This is a genomic window from Paenibacillus sp. MY03, assembly GCF_002165585.1.
Taxonomy (GTDB): domain Bacteria; phylum Bacillota; class Bacilli; order Paenibacillales; family Paenibacillaceae; genus Pristimantibacillus; species Pristimantibacillus agaridevorans.
Window position 1 is genome coordinate 1 of sequence record NZ_MXQD01000001.1, and the last position, 23938, is coordinate 23938.

15 protein-coding genes are annotated in these 23938 nt (G+C 47.6%); 13 read left to right on the top strand and 2 right to left on the bottom strand.

Features of this window, described 5'->3' with window-relative positions; genetic code table 11:
- The 10 genes from B1748_RS37190 to B1748_RS00050 all read left to right on the top strand — a co-directional run.
- Positions 1 to 304, top strand: a 304-nt coding sequence (locus B1748_RS37190; RefSeq protein ID WP_218781606.1) for a hypothetical protein, incomplete at its 5' end; no start/stop codon positions are given.
- A 40-nt stretch (positions 305 to 344) separates the two neighbouring features.
- Positions 345 to 1133, top strand: coding sequence for an alpha/beta hydrolase (locus tag B1748_RS00010; protein ID WP_087565812.1), 789 nt, complete (start codon positions 345 to 347; stop codon positions 1131 to 1133).
- 203 nt (positions 1134 to 1336) lie between these two features.
- A complete protein-coding gene (locus tag B1748_RS00015; protein ID WP_087565813.1) occupies positions 1337 to 3679 on the top strand; it encodes a helix-turn-helix domain-containing protein in 2343 nt (780 codons plus the stop codon).
- The gene (locus B1748_RS00020) at positions 3679 to 5307 is read left to right on the top strand and encodes an extracellular solute-binding protein (protein ID WP_087565814.1); all 1629 of its coding nucleotides are present in this window, start codon (positions 3679 to 3681) and stop codon (positions 5305 to 5307) included. Before B1748_RS00015 ends, B1748_RS00020 begins: the two co-directional genes overlap by 1 nt.
- 230 nt (positions 5308 to 5537) lie before the next feature.
- On the top strand, positions 5538 to 7148 hold the full coding sequence (locus tag B1748_RS00025; RefSeq protein ID WP_256975470.1) for an extracellular solute-binding protein: 1611 nt from the start codon (positions 5538 to 5540) through the stop codon (positions 7146 to 7148).
- An 80-nt stretch (positions 7149 to 7228) separates the two neighbouring features.
- Positions 7229 to 8161, top strand: coding sequence for an ABC transporter permease (locus B1748_RS00030; protein ID WP_087565816.1), 933 nt, complete (start codon positions 7229 to 7231; stop codon positions 8159 to 8161).
- Positions 8162 to 8175: 14 nt separating this feature from the next.
- Positions 8176 to 9039, top strand: a complete 864-nt coding sequence (locus B1748_RS00035; RefSeq protein WP_256975453.1) for a carbohydrate ABC transporter permease — start codon at positions 8176 to 8178, stop codon at positions 9037 to 9039.
- A complete protein-coding gene (locus B1748_RS00040) occupies positions 9023 to 10336 on the top strand; it encodes a DegT/DnrJ/EryC1/StrS family aminotransferase (protein WP_087565817.1) in 1314 nt (437 codons plus the stop codon). The genes B1748_RS00035 and B1748_RS00040 overlap by 17 nt, the downstream gene beginning before the upstream one ends.
- Before the next feature lie 39 nt (positions 10337 to 10375).
- Positions 10376 to 15820, top strand: coding sequence for a LamG-like jellyroll fold domain-containing protein (locus tag B1748_RS00045; RefSeq protein WP_087565818.1), 5445 nt, complete (start codon positions 10376 to 10378; stop codon positions 15818 to 15820).
- 84 nt (positions 15821 to 15904) lie between these two features.
- Complete coding sequence (locus B1748_RS00050) at positions 15905 to 17671, top strand: polysaccharide deacetylase family protein (protein ID WP_087565819.1); 1767 nt, start codon at positions 15905 to 15907, stop codon at positions 17669 to 17671.
- Positions 17672 to 17774: 103 nt separating this feature from the next.
- On the opposite strand, the gene B1748_RS00055 is transcribed toward B1748_RS00050, so the two are convergent.
- Positions 17775 to 18617 (bottom strand): YitT family protein, encoded by an 843-nt coding sequence (locus B1748_RS00055; protein WP_373271234.1) that lies wholly within the window; start codon positions 18615 to 18617, stop codon positions 17775 to 17777.
- A 182-nt stretch (positions 18618 to 18799) separates the two neighbouring features.
- On the opposite strand from B1748_RS00055, the gene B1748_RS00060 reads away from it, so the two are divergent.
- Genes B1748_RS00060 through B1748_RS00070 form a run of 3 tightly spaced genes read left to right on the top strand, consistent with a single transcriptional unit; the run spans position 18800 to position 21710 of the window.
- The gene (locus B1748_RS00060) at positions 18800 to 19948 is read left to right on the top strand and encodes a DUF418 domain-containing protein (protein ID WP_373271238.1); all 1149 of its coding nucleotides are present in this window, start codon (positions 18800 to 18802) and stop codon (positions 19946 to 19948) included.
- Positions 19949 to 19980: 32 nt separating this feature from the next.
- A complete protein-coding gene (locus B1748_RS00065) occupies positions 19981 to 21105 on the top strand; it encodes a sensor histidine kinase (protein ID WP_179215286.1) in 1125 nt (374 codons plus the stop codon).
- Entirely contained in the window at positions 21102 to 21710 is a 609-nt protein-coding gene (locus B1748_RS00070) for a response regulator transcription factor (protein ID WP_087565822.1), read from the top strand. The genes B1748_RS00065 and B1748_RS00070 overlap by 4 nt, the downstream gene beginning before the upstream one ends.
- Before the next feature lie 56 nt (positions 21711 to 21766).
- On the opposite strand, the gene B1748_RS00075 is transcribed toward B1748_RS00070, so the two are convergent.
- Positions 21767 to 23794 (bottom strand): 5'-nucleotidase C-terminal domain-containing protein, encoded by a 2028-nt coding sequence (locus B1748_RS00075; RefSeq protein ID WP_087565823.1) that lies wholly within the window; start codon positions 23792 to 23794, stop codon positions 21767 to 21769.
- Positions 23795 to 23938: the final 144 nt, after the last annotated feature.

Below are 23938 nucleotides of genomic sequence, written 5' to 3' on the forward strand. Positions count from 1 at the left end.
AGGATTGTCATGGACGAATGGAAGTGCTACCGTCCTCGGCGGAGCCGCGATTAATGCCAGCGGGAATCCGGTGGCCTGGATCGTTAATACTTCAGGAAATGGAGACAACGCGAACGTCACCTTCAGCGGATTAACTCCGGGAGTGCAATATCAAGCGGATTTGTATGAAGCAAGCCGTTGGCAATTTGCCTCCGCTATTCGACAGTCCTTTACATTCACGGCGACAAGCGGGAGCGGCAGCATCAACTTTTGGTTACCTTATAAGTGCGCAGTGGGGATTAAGCTTACCCCTATAGTTCCCTAAACGCTACAGATAGAAGGCAATTTGTGAAGAGGTGAAGTAATTGGTTGTAGAGATTTGGCAGGGAGGCGCTCCTTACGCACAGGGAGATCAAACAGAAAATTGCCCATGGCTGGTTCCATACTTATTAAAAGGGAAGGTACCTGTTGGAGCCCTTATCATTTGTCCGGGCGGCGGCTACGAAACGAGGGCGGATTATGAGGGAGGCCCGATTGCGGAATGGCTCAACAGCATCGGGATCGCGGCGTTCGTGCTGCATTATCGCGTCTCGCCTTATCGCCATCCGGTACCGCTTCTTGATGCGCAGCGTGCGATTCGGCTAGTACGCCACCGTGCTAGCGAATGGGGAGTCGATCCGACCCGTGTCGGCATTCTCGGTTTTTCCGCCGGCGGCCATCTTGCCTCAACGGCGGGGACTCATTACGACAACGGAGACAAGCAATCCAGCGATCCGATCGAACGAATGAGCTGCAGGCCGGATCTTATGGTTCTGTGCTACCCGGTCATCACGTTCGGCGAGTTTGCTAACAGGGGATCGCGTGCAAATCTGCTAGGGAGTAACGATACTCCCGAATGGAGAGAGTACTTGTCAAACGAAAAACACATCGACACCAAAACCCCGCCAGCTTTTCTGTGGCATACGGCAGACGATGAGGTTGTCCGCGTGGAAAATGTCCTGTTGTTTGCAACGGCATTAAGCCGGCATAACGTGCCTTACGACCTGCATATATACGAATCTGGCCGTCACGGCCTCGGCTTGGCATTGCATGAGCAAGAAACTAAAACCTGGACGAGGCTGTGCGAGAAATGGCTGCGCAAGCGCGGATTCTAGACGCCCGGCAGTGATACGACAATTCCAATCAAGCAAGGAAATAAGTAGAGAAATGGCATGAAAGACCACCTTATCGAGCAAAACGGAGGTGGTCTTTTCATTGCGTTATTTGCGTTGGACACCAGCTTACCCGGCATTGACGCAATCCCTTGTATCTCCTTGTTTGCCATGTTATTTTAGTTATACATGGAAGGGGACGTTTTATGAAATGGATGGATAAGGGTCGCCGAAGGAGCGTCTTCAAAACATTTCTTATTTCCTATATCGTTATTTTGCTTTTTCCGCTTTGTATCGGGGCATACATTTTCCAGCGGGTAGAGAATACAATGATCATCAATGAAAATAAGGCCAACTTGGGGCTATTGGAGCAGGTCAAGCTCGTTACCGAGAATCGCTTCAACGAAGTGGATAAGATCGCCTTGCAGTTCGCAAGCGACCCCAAGCTGCAATGGTCATTAAATCATATAGACGAAGAGTACGCCCAAAATCAAATCAATCTTCTGGAAATTATGAACAGTATTCGTAGTGTTACAAATACGAACAGCTTTATCAGCCACTTTTTTGTTTATTTCAAAAACACGGACTCTATCTTGACGGCGACAGGAAAAGCAGATTTGAACATGTATTTCGACGATATATTCCGGTTTTCAGGGAAAAGCACGGAGGAAGTCAAGAGGGAACTGTTTACCGGCGATCATCTTAGAACGTATTTGCCTTCTGCCGAGGTCAGGGAGAAAGAGAAAACCAGCAGGGTCATTACATATGTTCAATCGCTTCCGATCGGGGAAACATCCAATATATCGGGTTATTTGGTCATGCTGATCAACGAGCAGGAGATTGACCAACTGATCGAGCAGATAGAGAAACTGTACCACAGTGATATATACATCGTGGATGAACATCAACAAATTATTATGTCAACGTCCAAAGAGAACGAGTTGAATAAGGCAATCATTCCATTGATTAACATGGAAAGCGGTTACAGCTCATTCCGTCAAAATAATGAATCGATGATCCTGAGTCATACGACGGATAACAACGGGTGGAAGTATATCTCGGTCTTGCCGAAGAAAGTCGTATTGAAGCAAATTATCATGTTGAAGAACTGGGCGTTATCACTCATTCTTCTGCTGCTGTTTGTGGGCATCATTATTTCCATCGTGTTGGCAAGGCGCAATTATAATCCCATTCGCGATGTGGTCAAAACGATTATGGAGGAAAACAATTACACAAAAAATCTCGCCATTAACGAGTTTGATTTTATTAAGCAAGCGATCTCCAATACTTTTGAAGAGAAAAATCTGTTAAAGGAAACCGTAACGCAGCAAACGCCCGTGATTCAAGCCAATTTTCTTGCGCGGTTGATTAAAGGCTACGTGGATGTGTCGGATGTCAACGAGGATGCGCTGCAGTTCATGGGCGTACATTTTAAGAAGAATTATTTTAGCGTTCATATTATTGAAATCGATGATTGCAGCCAGTTCGTTGCGGACGATACAGAGCGGGAGTGGGCGCTAGTCAGATTCATTCTCTCCAATTTAAGTCGAGAATTGATTGGTGAAGACGGCTACGTGGTAGAGATGGATCGCAATCGACTGGGCATACTGTTCAATGTTTCCGCTCCCGACGATCAAACCTTGGCCGACCGCCATACATTCGTCAGAAATTTGAAGAATTATGCGCAGCAACGCTTCAAGCTGAAAATTACGATCGCGGTCAGTCAATTTCATCCCGGCATGACGGAAATCGGACGATGTTATCGCGAAGCCCTTGTTGCGTTCGATTCCCGGCTGGTGTTCGATTCCGATGAAGGGATCTATTACGAGCAGCTTGGCGGTCTGGAGCAGCGTGATTATCAGTTTGCTATAGAAACGGAAGTTCAATTGATGAACTATGCCAAAAGCGGAGATTATCATCAAGTGGAGAAAATGCTTGATCAAATCTATGAAACCAATTTTCTGTTGGGCGATATATCGCCGGAACTTGGGAAATGTTTGTTCTACGATTTGTTGAGCTCGGTGTTAAAGCTGAGGAATGGTTTGAAGACGAACGAACATAATGCGTATGAGGATATGTCGGAACTCGTAAAGAGGTTGTCCGCCTGCGCGACCGCAATGGACATGCTGCAATTCATCAAAGCGTTGTATGAAGACATTTGCAGACACATGCAGGAGGAAAAAAATAAATATAAGGATCAAATGTATGAGCGAATTGTCGTATATATCAAACATCATTACGGAGATGCGAACTTAAGCGTAGCCTCCATTGCCGATCATTTTCAAATCACCCCATCCTACCTTTCCACATACTTCAAAAAACATAGCGGGGAAAAAATATCGGATTTTATTGCTGAAGTTCGTATAAAAGAATCTAAAAAAATGTTGATCGAACAATCATTTACGCTGGCGGAAATCGCCGGGAAGATCGGTTATGCCAACGATATCGGGTTTGTCCGGTTATTCAAGAAACATGAAGGCGTGACGCCTGGGAAGTACAGAGAAATAGCGAGCCGGTTGACGAATATGATGGAGGAGGTTGACGGTTGATGGCTCTGCACTGGAAGAAAGGCGCTGCGGTAGTGTTGTTGTGTGTTGCGATGCTTGTCTTATATGTCCTGTTCAATAGAAGCGCTGGCACCACGGAAGAAGATGGCGCGGATGTCCCTTATTCGGACCGGCTTCAATCCGCTCATCCTTCGAAATATCCGTCTTCGCTTACGTATTGGGTTGCCATGAATCCGGAAGAACATGCGGTGTTGAAAAGTTATAATGAAATGGGTATGTACAAGGAATTGGAGCGGATTACGGGCACTAAGGTGCAGTTTCAACACCATACCGTGGAGCAGCAGACGGATCAATTTAATTTAACGATGCTTATGGCATCAAGGACGCTGCCGGATGTTATTGATTCGAACTGGTCCATGGCGCAACCGGACAAGCTGATCAGGGATGGAAAGATTATTCGCTTAAACGAATTGATTGACCAATATGCTCCCAACTTGTCCGAGTTGTTGAAGAAAAAACCGGACATCCGAAAATTAATTACATCGGACGAAGGGAATATTTACGCATTTCCGACGATTGCCGACGATCCGAGTCTTTCTGTATTTAATGGATTGATCATTCGCAAGGATTGGTTGGATAAGCTCGGTTTGCAGCCGCCCACGACCATAGAAGAATGGGAGCGCATGCTCGTTGCGTTCCGGGATGAAGACCCTAACGGCAATGGTATCCAAGATGAAATTCCGTTGATATACAACAAGGATACATTTTTTATCAGCTATGCGTTCGCTGGCGCATTCGGCATTACGACGGAATTTTATCAGGATAATGGAATAGTCAAGTATGGCCCGTATGAACCGCAATTTAAGGAGTATTTGGCCTTATTGAACAAGTGGTACGCAGAAGGTTTGATTGACAAGGATTATTTGACGACGGATATCAACGTGATGGACGCCAAAGTCAAAAACAATCAGGTTGGTGCTTTTAATGGATGGGTTGCGAGCAGCATCGGGAAATATTCGGCCATGATGAAAGATAAACATCCGGAATTTGAACTCATGGGCGTGGTATTCCCAAAGCTTCATTCTGAAGATAAAGTGATTGCCAAAAAGCAAGATAAATACCAAGGTTTCGGTGCCGCCATCTCCGCTAACGCTCCAAATCCCGAAAAAATTGCGGCTTGGCTGGATTACGGCTACAGTCAGGAAGGACATCTTCTGTTCAATTTCGGTATTGAAGGGGAAAGTTATACAATCGTGAACGACAAGCCGGTGTTTACGGATCTGATTTTGCGCAACCCTGATCATCTGCCTGTAAGTCAAGCATTGGCCAAGTATACGAGAATGGGTTCGGCAGCGCCTTTCGAATACAGCGCGGAAGGTTATTCGCAATATAATGCGCTTCCGGAGCAAATCGAGGCCAAGGAGAATTGGTTGAAAGCCGATCATAACCGCTTGTTGCCTATGCTGTCCTTGACGCTGGAAGAACAAATGCAGGAAGCTGCGATTATGACGGATCTGCTTCGTTATCAAGATGAGATGCTGAACAAATTCATTATGGGAATTGAGTCGTTGGATAAATTTGAGGAGTACATTCATACGTTGCACAAGCTGGGGATCGAAGAGGAGATTCGTATCAAGCAAGCCGCATTTGACCGTTTTAAACAAAAGTAACGGAAGATGAATGGAATAAATCCTTGAAGGGGCGTGAAAACGCCTCTTTTGTTTTATTTAATAGGGAAATACAGGCCCTAAATTCGAATGATTATATGAAAAACGAGAATAAGATAACCCATCTAATAATTGAGATATGTTTCGTTTACCCCATGTTTATGTATAGTTTGATGTGAGTTGTTAACCAACATAACTCGATCAAACATTGAGAGGGGTCTACCATTTTGAAGATGAGGAAACGAAGCTTTACGGTGTTGCTGGTTATGGTTTTTATGCTGGTGAGTATATTGGCGGCATGCAGTAACAATTCGGCGGAGCAACAAGAGACGTCACCGCCGACTTCGGGGGGAACAGACGGAGGAGCATCGCAGCCTTCGGATCAGCCAGTTGTTGATTATGGCGATACCGGAGGGTTGGCGCTGCCGATTGCGCAAGCAAGCAAAAATTTGAAGGCGATTACGACAACGAATCCGGATTCCCCGCTGCCGGAAAATTTCTTTACCCAAGAATTGGCCAAGCGAACAAACTTGAATATGCAAATTGAAAGGTACAAGTCAACCGATCCAACGGAAGAGCTTGGATTGTTGGTTGCATCGAACAGCTTGCCGGACATTGTGGGGGCGACATCAGGGACATTGATCAGCAGACTTGGAGAGGACATGTTTGTGCCAATAAATCAATACCTGGATATTTTGCCGAACTACAGCAAGGTGCTCGAAGAAAATCCGCAGATAATGAAGTCATTCAGGAATGCGGACGGCAATCTGTATACGTTTAACTATTTGGCTCATGAGATTTCTCCGAAAGTCAATTACGGCATGATATTCCGCCAAGATATTTTCGATAAACACAATATTGCTTTGCCTAACGGCCCCGATGAATATTACGAAGCGCTGAAAAAACTGAAGGAGATTTATCCCGACAGCTATCCGTTGATTAACTATTATGGCGAGGAGATCGTTCAACTGTTCAGCCAAAGCTGGGGTACATTCCACAAGATGTTTGTGCCGGACGGGGGTAACCAATGGGAATATGGGCCGATAAGCGATGAATATAAAGATATGCTCGTCTATTTGGCCAAGCTTTATAAAGAAGGGTTGATGGATCCCGAATTTATGACCAGCAGGGCAGACAGATTTGATTCGCTTATCTTGCAACCGGACGCCGGCTTTGTATTCCAAGGCTGTTTCTGCCGAATCGATTCGCTTGTCAACAGCGCGACCGAGAAGATACCAGGATTTGAGCTTTCTCCCGGTTACTTTATGGGACCTAAAGGAAAGGTCATGGCTGAAGCCAGAGTGCTTGACTTCGGCATCAGTGTGTCCGCCAAATCAGCGCATATAGAAGATGCATTAAAGCTGATTGATTACTTATATAGCCCGTCTGGCAGCACTTTGGTTTCCATGGGTGTTGAAGACGTTACATTCAAGGTGGAGCCGGATGGCACGATCAGTTATCCTGAGCTGCAGGGCAAGGCGTTGAATAGAACGGAGCTCGAGATAGCGTATGGATTGAATATGACAGGTTTCCTCAATAGGTCGGACCCGCGAGGCGTTACCAAAAACGTATCTCCGAAATATATGGAAGCCGTCGAATTGCTGCAAGATCCGTTCTGGCAGGAAGAACAACCGGTCATGAGTTTTACGGAAGATGAAATTTCGACAAAAACGCCTATCGAAGATGCGCTGCTGAAAGCGGTTTTTGAATATTCCACCAAGGTCATTATGGGTACCGAATCGATTGATGGTTGGGATTCATGGGTGAAGAAAAATGAAAGCCTGGGTTATAAGAAACTGGTCGATATTTACAATACGGCATATGAAAGATACAACAACCAGTAATCACTTTAGAAAGGCTTGAATAATCGAGCGGGAGTTTGCGATTGTCGTACTTCCGCTCGATCCGCCTTGGAGGAAGAGAGATGGATACCGTTAAGACTAAATCGAATGATAGGATGCATCGCTGGCGGCATTTGTACAGGGACAGGCATTTAATGATTTTATTTTTACCTTGCCTGATTTATTTGGCTGTTTTTAAGATCACGCCCGTATTGTGGAACGTCACTGCTTTTCAGAATTACAAAATTTCAAAGGGAATTGCCGGAAGCGAATTTATTTACTTCAAACACTTCATCAATTTCTTTAACAATCCCGACTTTTTAGTCATTCTGAAAAATACCTTGGCACTCGGTCTGCTGTCGGTCCTCACTTATCCGATCGCGATTGTGTTCGCGCTGTTGCTCAACGAATTGCGAAGCCAATGGTTTAAGAAGTCGGTTCAGACCATCAGCTACCTGCCCTTTTTTATTTCTATCGTTGTGGTCAGCGGCATGGCCTGGAGCTTTCTGTCGCCGGACGGCGGTCTAATCAATCGTATGATCGGATGGATCGGGATTTCGCCTCAATATTTTATGGCGCAATCGGAATGGTTTAGTTCGATTTATATCTTTACGTTGAACTGGCAGCATTTAGGGTATAACTCCATTATTTTTGTCGCGGCAATTACGGGAATATCGCAGGATCTGTTTGATGCGGCGGAAATCGACGGATGCAACAGATTTAAAAAAATCATTCATGTCACGCTGCCGGGCATTTCCGCAACGATTGCGGTGATGATGATCATTACAGTCGGAAACCTTATCATGATCGGGTTTGAACGCGCGTTGCTGCTGCAAACGCCGGCCACTTACGAAGTATCGGATGTAATCGGAACTTATGTGTACAGGGTAGGCATCCAGCAGTTGAATTACGGTTTTGCTTCCGCAGTCGGATTATTTGAGTCGGTCATTTCTTTATTGCTGCTGTTCGCCGCGAATTACTTCAGCAAACGAGTATCCAAAGTAAGCATTTGGTGAAGGGAGGGAACATCTTGAAAAAAAAATTAACATGGTTCGATTGTATAAATGTCGCTCTCTTGAGCCTGCTGTGCATTTCTATTTTATTCCCGTTTTTTTATATGCTGGCCATTTCTTTAAGCGCCAGGATAGAGGTTATGCAAGGCAACGTATTCCTGTTCCCTCGCGGATTTAATCTGAAATCTTATTCGTATATGCTGTCCAGCAGCACGATTGGGCTTGCTTTTCTAAATACTCTAAAATATACGGTGATCGGCACTGCGGTAGGCGTCTTGTTGACGATGATATCGGCCTATCCCCTTTCCAAAAAAGAGTTTTTTGGCCGCAAACTGTTTATGAAAGTCATTGTTTTTACAATGATTTTCAACGGCGGCATTATTCCGAATTACTTGTTGATTCTCAAGCTCGGCTTGTACAACTCGATGTGGGCGCTTATTCTGCCAGTAGCCATCAACAGCGTGTTTATTATTATGACGATTACTTTCTACCAGGCGATTCCGAAAGAAATCGAAGAAAGCGCGATGATTGACGGGGCATCTGTTTACGGTATTTTGTTTAAAATCATCATGCCGGTATCCAAACCGCTCGCGGCAGCATTGTCGTTATTTTTTGCCATGTATCATTACAATAGTTACTTTCTTCCGCTTATCTACTTAAATAAGAAAGTGCTATACCCTCTACAGGTAGTACTTAAAGATATGGTAATTAGTACGAGTTCGCTGATGGAAAACCAAAGGATGGAGGCCGTTAACGAATACGCACAAGTCAGTTTGCAATACGCGACCATTATCATTTCCGTTATTCCTCTCTTGATCCTGTTTCCCATTATTCAGAAATATTTCATAAAAGGGGTAATGATCGGTGCAGTCAAAGGATAAATTCCCCTCGAATCATGATGAAGCCGGAGTAAAAAAACTGGCCATAAACGGGGGAAAGCCGGCGCGAATGGAGCCGCTTCCTCCTCACTTTCCCGGGGCGATGGCAATGGATCAAGATGAGATAGAACGTGTCGCGCAAGTGATACAAGGGCATTCTCCGTTTCGTTATTATGGTCCCAATGTCCAAGGGTTTGTATCGATGTTTGAGGATGCAATGTCAGCCCGTCTGCAAACGCCGTATGCACTGGGGGTGACGTCGTGTACAGCGGCTCTGATTACCGCGTTGAAAGCGCTAGGCGTCGGTTATGGCGATAAAGTGATCGTTCCGGCGATTACGTTTATCGCTACAGCCGGCGCGGTGATCGCTTGTCAGGCGGTTCCAGTGTTTGTTGATGTCGACGACAGCTTGAACATAAACGTCGATGATCTGGAACGCGTATACGACGAAGAGGTTAAAGCGATCATCGCCGTGCATCTGATGGGACATCCTTGCGAGATGGATCGTTTGATGCAGTTTTCCCGTCAATACGGTATTCCCGTTATCGAGGATGTCGCCCAGTCATGCGGCGTGCAGTATCGCGGAAAGCCAGGAGGAACAATCGGGGATATTGGTGTATTCAGCTTTCAAATGAACAAGCTGCTGACCGCTGGAGAAGGCGGCGCGATCGTAACCCGTTCACCGGCATTGTTCGAGCGGGCCGTGCGTTATCACGACCAAGGGCAGTTTAGAGAACAGAGTCGATATGGCTTCGGCGACAGGGACGAGGAGATCAACGCTTTCTGCGGGCAAAATTACCGAATGAGCGAACTGACAGGAGCCGTTCTGCTTGAACAGTGGCGCAAGTTGGACGGCATTCTGGCGTCCATGAAGTCGAATTACCGAACGATTCGCCATGCGCTGGAAGCCGCGCTTCCTGATGTGCAGTTTCGTTCCGACGTCGATAAGGATGGCGATATCGGATACAGCCTCGGAATCATTGTTCCTTCGGCTGTCCAGGCGCAGCGGGTCAATCATGCGTTGGAAGCGGAGAATATTCGGACATTCCTGTTATACGGCGGTAAAGCGGTATATCGTTTTCCGCAAATTTTTTGGCAGCGTACTGCGGAAGCCCGTCATAATCCATTTCATTATCCGTTCAAGCAGCCGGTCCGTTATTCGGAGAATATGTGCCCGCGTGCCGAGGATCTTGTAAATCGCACGCTGTTCCTGCCTGTCAGCGCGATGTTGCAAGCACGGGATCTGGAGGAAATCATCACCGGCATCGTCAAAGTATTTCAAGGAATCGGACGGACATGACATAATGTTCCATTAAAATCATTGTGTGAGGTGTTGAAAGTGAAAAGAGATATGACAAAAACGGCAACAGCCCTAATCGTATCTGCTTTGTTAAGCATCTTATTCGCATACTCTGCATTTGCCTGGGTGCCCAGTCCGGAAACGTGGACGAATATTCCCGACAAGTGGTCGATAAATGTGAACGGAGGGACCAATGAACTGGTCGATTCGACTTCAAAATCGGGAACCCGTTCCAATCTGATGACCGGAAATGCATCGACAGGAACCTATGTTGTGCTGGACAAGCCGTGGGTTCCGCTGACAACCTCCAAATCGTATGTTTTCCAGGTATGGCATAAAACTTCGGGCGGGTATACAGGAACGCCGAAGATAAACGTTATGTATTTGAGCAGATGGGGCGCCCCTGTTCCGAATTATGCCGATTCGCAGCAAACGATCGTCGGGCAATCCGGCGACCATGACTGGCAGTTGATCAGCGCTACGCTCACGATTCCGGTTAGTACAGCCAAAGTACGAATCGAGCTGGTCTCGGAAACCGGTCAAGGCAGCGTCTGGTTCGATGATGTTTCGGTCGCAAGCGCGGAAGCGCCAACCACGAATCTGGTTCAGAATCCCGGATTTGAAACTATTCATGCCTATATGTCCGACAGCGAATTTTTTAGCAAATTAAACCTGGATGCTCCGGGCTTGGCGAGTGTAAAGTCGGCTGTCCAAGCCAACGATCCGGAGCTCGCCAAAGCGAATTTGCTAGCCTACTATAAGGCCAGAACAGCGCCGTTGCAATTGGGAGATCGCAACGGAGCGAGACCGCCGGCAGATGTTCATTATGATACCTACATGGCGGACCTTATGCGGGAGCATTATTTGACGCAGAGAGACGGCCAGCGATTCGACATGGGCAGCGATGTAAACTGGGCGGCGTTTGCGCCGGACGGTTCCACTTCCACGCTTGCCGTAAAAAATTATTTCGCAGTTTCCGCCCCGGCGGAGACGACCATGCTTGCGTTCCACTTGGACCAAAATGCAGGAGCGATTGCGAGCGATGCATCGGGCAAAGCGAATCATGGCGCGATCCAGGGTACGCCGGCATGGACGAATGGCAAGTTTGACTACGGCTTGAACGTAAATAGCGGCACCTATGTGACGGTATCGGATCGCAACAGTCTGGATTTATCCGATCAATTAAGCATGGAAGGTTGGTTTAAGTGGGACGGAACCTCTTATGACGGGTACGGCATTCATAAGGGCAACGCCTACTCCCTGCAAGTGGTCAACGGATCGGGCCATCCGGCGGCGCGAGTCTATGTAGACGGTCAATGGCGGGAAGCGGTGGCCGATCAGGCGCTTACCAGCGGCGTATGGCATCATGTGGCAATGACCTATTCTGCGGTTGCGCAAGAAATCAAGCTCTATGTAAATGGCGTACTCAATCAAACGACGGTTTTGCCAGCCGGGCTGAATACGTACGAAATTAACAACAGCGCAAATGCGCTGGCAATCGGAAGAGACGCCTCGTCATCCAGCCACATATTTACCGGCGCAGTTGACGGCATTGTGATTGCCGACATCGTCAAGGACAGCTTTGCCCTGACGGGACCTTCGCCTTATCCTGGCGCGCTTGCCGACGCTTATTGGTATACGGGAGAAGAAGTCTACGCAAAAGAGACGATTGATCTCATGCTGGATTGGTATAAGGATAACCATTTCAGAGAAAACGAATTTGCCTCCGATCCCGCATATGCGAAAGAATCGCCGATCAGCGCCGTTGTCCACCCAGGTTGGCAATCGCTAACGGAAGGAATTCGATTGCAGAACTGGATTAACCTGCTCAACAGCGTGCGAGATTCGAGCTCGCTCACCTCCGAAGCGCTCGTAGCCTTGCTTAAATCCATGTACGAACAGGCGGAGGACCTGCGTCATCGTCATCAAACCGGGGATAATGGAGCAATCGCCCAAATGATCGACTTGTATCAATTTGCGGTGCTGTTTCCCGAGTTTCAATCCTCCGCGCAATGGAAGAGCTATAGTGTCGCGATGTTGAACAGCTTGATCCAAAATCTGGTTTATCCCGATGGCGCGGAAATCGAATTAACCACTTTGTATCAGGTAGCCACGATCGCGAATGGATTTCTGACGCCATACAGGCTGGAGCAACTGAATCAGTGGAATAACTTCCCGCCTTCATACAAGGACCGTTTGGAAAAAATGTATCAGTATCTGATGTACATCGCGAAGCCGGATGGAACAGCGCCATTGATCAATGACAGCAATCGGACATTGTTGCGTGGCAGACTGCTGGAGGGGGCGGCTTTATTCAATCGCCAGGATATGAAATATGTCGCAACCAAAGGAACGGAAGGTTTGTCACCCGCCTACACTTCATACGGCTTCCCTTATGCAGGCCAATACGTCATGAGGAGCGGATGGGATGCGAACGCGCTATATCTGGCGCTCGATGCCGGCCCGATGGGCGTTTCCCACTATCATGAGGACAAGCTGTCGTTCGATCTGTCCGCCTACGGCAAAAACTTTATTTCCGATCCAGGGCTGTTCACCTATGACGGGGACAAGTGGACCCGATACTTTGCTTCTACGGTTGCGCACAATACGATGATGGTAGATGGATTGGGACAGAACCGCAGCCGCTCGGGTCCGTTCGCGGTAACGGCTCCTGTCACCGATACAAGCTGGCTGAGCGGTACCGGATTCGATTATGCCAGCGGGCAATATGCCGAAGGATACGGGCCGGCTTTGGATAAAAGCGCCATTCAGAAGCGAGCGATCTTCTTCGCCAAGCCGGATTATTGGATCATACGGGATCGCGTTGCGGGGACAGGCACTCATACACTTCAGAACCGGTTTCAATTCGAGCCGATGGGCATATCGATCGATCCGATTACGAAAGTGACAACGACTACTAACGTTTCGGATGCCAATCTTCAAATTATACCTGTCGATCCTTCCGGGCTTGCAGTCAGTTATGCGGAAGGACAAGATTCGGCACCTCCTGCCTCTGCTTATGCCAATGATGCGAATACCCGTCTGCTCATGAGTTTCGACGAGGGTACGGGAACAGTGGCCGGCGATTCTTCATCCTATGGCAACAATGGCACATTCGTTGGAACACCGAACTGGGAAAGCGGAAAGTTCGGCGACAGCGTCGCGGTAAATGGAACAAATTATATTCGTGTCCCCGACAGCAGCAGTCTGGACATTACGAATGAAATAACGGTTGAAGGATGGTTTAAGTGGGATGGTACAAAAGGACTGAATTATGGCGTCAATAAACGGAATGCATACGGTCTGGCAATCGTAGATACAGGCGGTTTGCCAACTGCCTGGGTTTATGTGGATGGAGCTGTCAGAACGATTCAGTCCTATAGGGCGACTGTGCCTAATCAATGGTATCACCTTGCGCTGACCTATTCGGCATCGACGAGGCAGTTAAACTTGTATGTCAACGGAGAGAAAGAACGAACGATTGTATTGCCGCAAGGGTTAGGCAGTTATGCGATTAACGCAAGCGACTTTGAACTGCGAATCGGCACGGATTATTACGGGAACAGTCTATCCGGCAATGTGGATGACGTGCGGATTTCCGATACCATTCGCGATTTCCCGCAAATCGGCGGGTGGTATAGTCCTCTCTATGTGGACAAGCATGCTGCTCCGCAAGTGCAATATGTAAAACAAGCCGCAAACCTCCCGGATCATATGGACTTTGTCATGTATCCGAGTCCGGCCGGAGCCGTTCCCTCCGTCACCGTCACTCGATTGCCCGTCGCGATAAACGGCAGTCCGGCTTCCGCTTCGCAAAGTTCTGCGATGACGGTGAGCAGAAGCGAAGGAACCGATTATATCGCGCTTAGTGAGCCGGACAGCGAAAATAAGACGTTTGGCGAATATGCAACAGATGCCGAGGTCGCTTTTATTCGCAAAGACGCGACCGGGAACCTGTTCAGCATGTCGCTCGCAAATGGCTCTGTATTAAAAGATACATCGACCGGGGATGAACTCGTTACCGTTCTTTCGCCTCATATGGCGGCAAACTTGACGGTGGTCTATGACGGAACGGCACTGGAGATCGATACTTCGTTGAACTTGCCCGTTTCCGAAAGTTTAAAAGTTTATGCGCCTTCCGCCGCAATCGTGCAAGTGAACGGCCAAGGGATCAGCTTCCAGACAATCGGCAACTATGTTATTGTCGGCGAGGCAGCTTATGCGACCGACGCTAATACCGTATTGTTATTGCATGCGGATGAAGGTCAAGGAGGCGTGCTCAATGATTCTTCCGGCAATGCAAACCATGGTGCGGTTACGGGAACTGCTAATTGGACCTCAAGCAAGTTCGGCGATGCGCTGACGACGAACGGAGGAACCGGTTATATTCGAGTGGAAGATAGCAGCAGCCTGGATATAACGGATGAATTGACGATCGAAGGCTGGGTGAAATGCAATAGCGCTCCATGCACAGGATATTTAATGCAAAAAGGTTATGCATACGGAGTGAAGGTCGGGGATGGCAACGGCTCCTTGGTCGCAACGGTCTATGTCGATGGCGGTTTGAGAACGGCGGTGTCGACAAGCCCGTTGTCGATCGGGATGTGGCACCATGTTGCGATGACTTATTCCGCTACGAGCCGAACAATCAATCTGTATGTGGACGGGGAGCTGAAAGCCTCGACTACGCTGTCGGGATTGAATACTTATCATATTCAAACCGATAACCAGTGGCTGGCGATCGGCAGAGATTCGAACGGTTGGGGAGGCGGCAATATTTTCAGCGGATTTATAGATGAAGTCCGCATTTCGAACGTGCTAAGATCGGATTTCTCATTGAACAAGCCATACGCGACTGACGCCAACACCGTATTGCTGATTCATGCGGATGAAGGTCAGGGGGGAGTGCTGAATGATTCCTCCAGCAGCGCGAACCACGGCGCCGTTACGGGAACTGCTCAGTGGACCTCCAGCAAGTTCGGCGATGCGCTGACGACGAACGGAGGTACCGGCTATATCCGGGTAGAGGACAGCGACAGTCTGGATATAACGGATGAATTGACGATCGAAGGCTGGGTGAAATGCAATAGCGCTCCATGCACAGGATATTTATTGCAGAAGGGCTACACATACGGGCTGAAGGTCGGGGATGGCAACGGCTCCTTGGTCGCAACGGTCTATGTCGATGGCGGTTTGCGAACGGCGGTGTCGACAAGCCCGTTGTCGATCGGGGTGTGGCATCACGTAGCAATGACGTATTCCGCTGCGACCCGAACGATCAATCTGTATGTGGACGGGGAGCTGAAAGCCTCGACTACGCTGTCGGGATTGAACACATATACCATTCAAACCGATAACCAGTGGCTGGCGATCGGCAGAGATTCGAACGGTTGGGGAGGCGGCAATATTTTCAGCGGATTTATAGATGAAGTCCGCATTTCGAACGTGGCAAGATCGGATTTTCCTTTCACTCGTAGAAACTAACGTTTTTACAGGGAGCAGATTATTCTGCTCCCTGCTCGATTCAATGGCCCAAAGATCACAACGAGAAAGAAGGAAATAGTTACGATGCTGCACATTGTATGGAATGAAACCGAATGCAAGCGGGCATGGAGTGAAGGCAGGCACGACTTTACGACCTATTTATTCGAGATGATGGATTATATCGGACTATCTTATGAGAAATGGGATTATAAACAATGGCTGCTTCAACAGCCGTCCGGTCTTACAATCGTTATAGGAAGCACGGAAAGCGAACAATGGGCGAGGGGATGTATCGATTATTGCGAACAAGGCAACGGTTTGCTTGCTGTCGGGAACATGTATGGCTTGCAAGATTTATTGGGAGTTACAACGCTCGAACCGGTGAACGAAGGCTGGATTCGGTGGGACGATGCGCCTCTGGCTCAAGGGTTGCAAAGCTCGTTTCACTTTTTCGAGGCAATCGGCATGGAAGTTTCGGCTGCGGATGTGCAAGCATGGGGGGTGACAGTGCAACGTAACGGGCTGACCCGGCCTGATCCCGCATTTACGATCCGTAAGGTAGGCAAGGGTTACGCCGCGTTGTTAACGGTCAATCTGATGAAAACTTTCTATATGATTCAACAGGGGGTTCCTGTATATCGGGATGGCTATCCGGCTCCTGATGGCTCAGCGCCTCTTGATGAAGGTTTTTTGAAAGCGGATGATGCTTGTGTACTGGATTGGCAGCAGGATCGCAACCGCTCGGTGCAAGACGGGATTCCTTACTACTTGCATCCTGTCGTGGACGAGTGGCGGATTGTGTGGATACGCATTTTACATATGCTGGCCGGCAAGCTGCAATTCAATTTGGCGCAAACCTGGTTTTGGCCTGACGGACTTGATGGCATCGGACTTATTTCTCATGACACGGACTTGAATTCAGCGCCGCATGCAAGGAGCATGTTGCAAAGGCTGAAGGAAGCCGGGATCAATTCGACCTGGTGTATTATTATGCCCGGTTACGAGGAGGAGGTCAATCGGCAAATTGTCATGGAAGGCCATGAAGTGGCGCTGCATTATAATGCGATGGGGACAGATATTCCGCAGTCCGGGTGGTCGGAACAACATTTCAACGCTCAACTGGCCATGTTAAAAGAACAGTTTCCCGATCAGGACATCGTATCCAATAAAAATCATTATTTGCGTTGGGAGGGAGATGTCCAGTTCTATCAGTGGTGTGAGCGGGCAGGAATTGGCGTCGACCAAAGCCGCGGAGGAACGAAGCAGGGCAACAAAGGTTTTTTGGTTGGCACCTGCCATCCCTATTTGCCGATCAGCGCGACGGAACAGAATCGTCTCCTATCCACGCTAAGCGTGCCTACGCTTGCGTGGGATCCGCCTATGGAGAACCGTTGTACAGCCGAGGAGGCGCGGGCATTATTGGAGCGTTCAATCGCCGTTAATGGCATAGGTCATTTTTTATTTCATCCGGCGGCAGGGATCGAGCACGAGGATCGGGTTGGAAAGATGCTCGTTGAGCTTGTGCAATACGGGTTGCAACGAGGAATAGCGTGGTGGACCAGCAAACAAATTGGGCAGTGGTTTCATCTGCGAAGACAAGTCCGGATAAAGTGTCTGAACAAACGGGAGGGTGTCCTGGAAGTAATAATAGAGTCCGGTTCGCCTGTTCGGAGCCTGGCGATTTTGTTGGCTGATGTAACGGACAAAGTGAAACTTCATCCGGCCGCAAACGATGCGAGTTTAATTGGTTTGCGTCAGGTGGAAAGGTTCGGCTGTCGCTATTTGGAAGTGAACTTGGATATCAAAGAAGGCAAGTCGATATTATTCTTGGAAGATACGGATACGGTATAAAATTTTTTAATTCGTTTAACAGCGGGAACAGACCTGTCATGAAAACAACCGGGCAATGATCGTCGCAAGACGAACTGCCCGGTTGTTTTTGATCTAAGCCAGCCTATTTGCTCAGCTTCATGAAACCTTCGCCGAACACATCTCTAACATCATGAATCGTTAGGAAGGCATCCGCATCGGTAGCCTTTACTATCTTCTTCAGACTGGGGAGCTCTTGTTTCGTAATGACGATATATAGAACTTCTTTCGCTTCTTTAGAATAGTAGCCTTTTCCTTGAAGCACGGTAACGCCCCTGTCCATTTCAAGCGTCACTCGCTCGGCAATTTGATCCTGATGATTGGAAATAATGGTAACTGCTTTTTTCGGATTAAGCCCTTCAATAATGAAGTCCATTACCTTAGTTGCGACATAAAGCATAATAATGGTGAGCATCAAGCGCTCAGCACCAATAATAAAATAGGAGGAGAAAACAACAATTAAATCGAAAAACAACAGAGCATAACTAATATTCCAGTCTAAGTATTTATTAGCGATACGGGCGAGAATGGTAGTTCCCGCCGTACTTCCGCCAACTTGGATAATGATCCCGATGCCGATGCCGGTCAATACCCCGCCAAATATAGCATTGACGATCATTTCGTTTGAAGCAATGCTCCAATCCCTCGTCAAATGAAGAAACAAGGAATTGAACAATACTGCAATAATCGTATAGACAATTAACTGTCTGTCCAAAAATCGGTACCCGAATAGGAGCAACAGGGCATTTATTATCAAGTTCACCAAACCTGGCGACCACTCGAACAAATAATATAAAATGATCGTTACTCCGGTTACGCCGCCTTCGCCGAGCTCATTGGGAATAATAAACACATTGACGGCTAGCGCAAATAAAAAAGAGCCTAACATCAAAATCAACAGATCGCGACTTAATTTCTTCAGTTGCATGGTATCATCACTTTCATGGAATGTGGTCTAATTTTATCATTATAGTGGAGTGTAAAATGTTCTGCAAATGATTAGTAAGCGTTATGACACTGTCATATTAATTTGCTGATTGCTGTGAATATTCACTGGTTGAGTCCGGATATATGATAAAGGCAACGTATGGGTGCGAAAGGATGATAACTGTGAAGGAAGCGGCTGGCAGGTTAAGGCTGTTGGACATATTGCGAGGATTTGCTGTGCTCGGAACACTTGGCACGAATATATGGTTGTTTGCCCATCTGGGCGACGTGAATTATATGTTTACTTTTACAAATACAGAATGGTGGAGCTCAATTCAGGATTTTATTCGAGTGTTTGTCCTCTTTCTTGTTAATGGAAAGCTGCTCGGGCTGCTTACCATTATGTTCGGGGTAGGACTGGAGATGAAGTATCGGCAGACGTTGAGAAAAGGACACGCGTGGCCTGGCATGTATATATGGACTTCCCTTATTTTATTGGCGGAGGGGTTTATTCATTTTACACTTGTCATGGAGTACGATATTCTGATGAGCTACGGCATAACCGCGATTTTGGCTGCATTTATCGTGAAGAATGGTGACAAGGCGATTAATTTGGCCATGAAAATAGTGGGTGGCTTGCATGGAACCGTTATGCTGCTTATTCTATTTTACTTCGTAACTCTTGCGTTTTCTGGCGCTCATTTTTCCATGGGGGACATGAAGGAGACCGTGTTATTATATAGGGAAGGCAATTGGCAAGAACAGGCAGCTAACAGGCTTGCGAATTTTCTGCCGCTGCGCTCCGAGGCGATTCTTGTCATTCCTATGAATCTGTTTTTGTTCCTGCTAGGGATCCGTCTGATGAGGTCGGGCGTGTTTGCTATGGATGAGCGGGGGCGACGGCATCGGCGAAAGCTTCTTCGCATCGGTCTTTATGCGGGTATTCCGCTTAATTTGCTGATTTTTGTGCCGGGCGGATATTTTGATTTGCCCATCCGGTATTTGTTTGCGCCGCTAATGTCGCTTGCCTATCTAGGATTGATTGCGAAGCTGTATGAGATGTACTCGCAATGGTGGTTGTGGAGCAAGTTTGAAGCGGTAGGTAAAATGTCGTTAAGCTGCTATGTGATGCAAAATGTCATGAGTGCCGTCATTTTCTACGGATGGGGGTTCGGACTAGGCGGCAAGGTGAATTCCGCGGCGATTGCCGGCTTATGGATTGCCGTAAGCTGTATTCAGATTCTTTTTGCAACTCTATGGCTGAAGCGATTCAGGCTGGGTCCTATGGAATCCGCGAGAAGGTTCGCTTCCGGTCTGATAAGCAAGTCATAATCGGAACTAATAATGGAGTGGGTGGGTTTGTTTTGCTGAAAAAAATATATCCTGCCGATCAGATCGAAAGATATTTGATGGTTGATGTTTTTATCATCATGGTGCTCGTTTATCGGGTGCTCTTTCATGAGGAAGACGTGCTTCTGTGGGGGCGACTGGCTTTTCTTTTGCTGTTCCTGGCCTGTTATTATGCCGCGCTCTGGCATCGGGACTGGAGGCTGCTTTGCGCCTGTCTTATCGGATGTATGTTGCTTGCGGTAATGGGCAGCTATTTCGGCAATTGGCTGCTGCTATACGGATTCGTATTTGCTGATTTACTGGGAAGAGCGAGCAGCAAAGGAATGATTGCCGGAGGAATGGCGGGCATTGTCGCGATGTTCGCTCTGTTCAGCTGGCTGGATGCGGACAATCCGGCTGCATTTGTTGCCACCTTGGGACTTCCCGTTATGGTGGCTCAGCTTGCCTTGTCGATTGTGGTGCATACAAGAGAAAATGCAAGCGTTCTAAAAGAAAAGCTGGCACTCGCCGATGCCCATCTGGAACGTTATATTAAGGAAGAAGAGCGAAGCAGAATTGCCAGAGATTTGCACGACACGCTTGGACAAACGCTGACCATGATCAAGCTGAAAAGCGAGCTTACCATGAGGCTGGTAGATAAAAATCCCCAGAAAGCCAAGGATGAGCTGCATGATATTCTAAATAACTCTCGCCATGCCTTGAAGCAGGTTCGCGAACTTGTAAGCGATATGAAGTTTATATCCTTAAAGAAGGAGATTGAATTATCGAGGGACATGCTCGGCAAGGTCGGCATTGAACTTGCTGCCGATTGGCGCAGAGAAGCGATGCCGCCATTATCCAATGTGGCGGAAACGATGCTGTCGATTTCCGTGAGGGAGGCTATAACCAATATAATGAAGCATAGCGGAGCGAGCCGCTGTACCATTGTACTATGCACGGACGGAGAGCATTACATCGTTAAGGTAAGCGACAATGGGAACGGAAATTTGCAGCAGGGAGCGGGCAACGGCATTCCATCCATGAAGGAGCGGATGTTTATGCTGCAAGGTGAAGCAAATCTATCGGCAACTCCAGGAGAAGGAACGATTATCGTGTTGCAGGTACCGTTAATTAGCAATGGGAGGGTTTCGTCAACATGATTCGAATTGTCATTGCAGAGGATCAAAAGCTTTTGCGCGGAACATTATCCGCCTTGATCGCTATGGAGGAAGATATGGAGATCGTTGCTGAAGCGGAGGACGGCTTGGCGGCATATGATGCGATTTGCAGTCATGAGCCGGATGTTTGTCTGCTTGATATTGAGATTCCGGGCAGGACGGGGCTGGAGGTGGCGGAGATCGTTAGGCAAGAGGGTCGATCCGTCAAAATCATTATCGTCACGACCTTTGCACGTCCCGGGTTTCTCCAGAAGGCTATGAATTTGAAGGTCGAAGGCTATTTGCTTAAGGATGAGCCGATCGATTATTTAATTAGGTCCATTCGCAAAGTTATGCAAGGCGAGCGAGTCGTCAGCACCGACTTGGCAGCGGCGTTGTTTCTGAAGGAGGACAACCCGTTGACCGAGCGGGAGCGGGATGTGCTGCGATTATCCGGATCGGGGTTATCGACCCGTGAAATTGCGAAGGAGCTGTTTTTGACGGAGGGCACCGTCCGCAACTACTTGTCCCTCTCTATTCAAAAGCTGAGTGTGGAGACCCGTCAACAGGCGACGGAGAAAGCAATTGAGCGCGGGTGGTTAGTGTAGTGGACTTCAAAACAGAAAAAAGCCGCTTCTCCCAATACGGAAGAGCGGCTTTTTCCTTACGGCAGTACGATGACTTGTCCTGGATAAATGAAGTTCGGATTTTTGATCGTAGTTTTGTTCAATTCATAAATCTGCTTCCAGCGTTTTCCGTCCTTTAAGGTTTTCTTCGCAATACTGTAGAGAGTGTCTCCCTTTGCGACCGTATATGTTTTTACTTCATCTGCTGGATCCGTGGACTCGCCGTCAGGCGCTTCGGTTGATTCCGATTCTTCGGATGGTTCGGATTGCCATTCTTTTACCGATTTTATGGAGTAGCTGTCCGCGTTCGGTTTAACAAGCTCTCCGCCGTTTAGGTATTTTGTAAACAGCTCAACAAGCGGTACGGCATATTCAATGTGAGTTTCTTCCTTTACATTTGGATCTCTTTCGATAGCCTTTTCAAACGTGACATAGCCGTCTTTGCCAAGAGCCGTAAAGGAGTTTGTAACTACAACATAAGAATTATCCTTATCGATGGGAGACCACTTGCCTGTCTTTCTATCTTTTACTTCTACGTTATATACGCTCTTGACGTTGTCGCTTGCGTTTAAATAAACGTCATATCGCAAGTGCGACGCATAAGGAAAGGCGCCGGTGGATTGTGTGATGCCCTGCGAGTAGCGAATGGCGTCATCCAGAACATTGACTACTTCTTCGCCGGTTATTTTAAGCGTAGTCACTGTGTTGGAAAACGGCAGCATGGTGTAGGCGTCGGCCATTGTAAAATTGCCTTGTAAAAAGGTGGACCTGACGCCGCCAGCGTTCTGGATGGCAAGGTCAGCTTGCGGCAAGCCGTATAAGAAAGAGTCGGCAACAACTTGTGCTGCAAAGCTGCCGTTTGCATCTTTCATAGCTGTAAAAGGTTTGGGGATACGATCGTTGGTCAAAGTTTCTTTCACAGTGCCAATGACGGTCGCCATCTCTGCCTCTACCGCTTCCCGGTAAGGTTCAATAATTTCCTCCACAACAGGATTGGTAGTGCCCTCTACCAAAACCGGGCTTTTCGCAATCGCATCTTTGATTTTGGCCAATGCAGTTTCGTCCGCGTCAACCCACTTACCGTCTACGTTAATCTGATAAGGACCGTTAACGGGAGCAATGGGCATCCCTGCTGCGCTGATGACTTCGCCTTGCTCATCGAATGTCAAATCAATTTTACCCAGAACCTTGGCGTATTCCCATGCTTGGACGATGTAAGTGTCTTTGCCGTCCGCATTTGTAACAACCGTTGGATATTCGCCGGTCACAGGCAACCCAAGATCTTGCATCGCACCCGAAGAGTCTAGCAAGTTGTGAGTATCTCCGCCGATAATCAAGTCGATGTCGCTGGTTTCAGCTGCCAAAACCTGATCAAAGTCATAACCCAGATGACTCAGTACCAAAATTTTGTTGATACCTTGCTCCTTTACTTCTTCAACGGCGGACTTAACAAACTCGATTTCGTTAATAAAATCAACATCGTCGCTAACAAGCGAGGATTCCTTTGTTTTTTCAATTTTTACAACGCCGATAATGGCAACCTTCTCGCCGTTTACTTCTTTAATCATGTACGGCTTGTTCAGTTTTCCGAAGAGCGGGGATTTTTTAGTCGGTTTAATGTTTCCCGATAAGATCGGGAATGTTGCCATATCGTACAAGTCGGCAAGGCGCTGATCGCCCTCGTCAAACTCATGGTTGCCCACCATGTAAGCATCAGGCTGCAAGGCGTTTAACACCATCATGTCCGTTTCGCCTTTGTAGAGGCTGAAATATAGCGTTCCGTTCACTTCGCCGCTTTGCAAATACAAGGAGCCGTCGTTTTTGTATTCATTAATCAACGACGATATGTAAGACATGCCGCCTAACTCCAAGCGTACTTTTTCGTCATCTTGCGCGTCGTCATAGTCCAATCTAAGATCGTAAGTTTGACTTTCCAAATGCGAATGATGGTCATTCAAGTGCATGATGGTTAAATCGAAAGATTCGGAGGCAAGTGCAACTGCGGGGCTGCTTAAAGAAGAAACCATAATGGCTGCGGTGCCCAGACCAATCCATTTTCTTTTCAATATAATTCTCTCCTTTATGTTGTGATCATGTTTATTGTAGGGATGGATTATTTTTGAAACATAAATTGCAGCTTAATATTATGTAAATCCGACTTAACGTTGGGCAGCTTTGCTTGCTCTGGTGCCGGGATTGCGTCGGAGGGA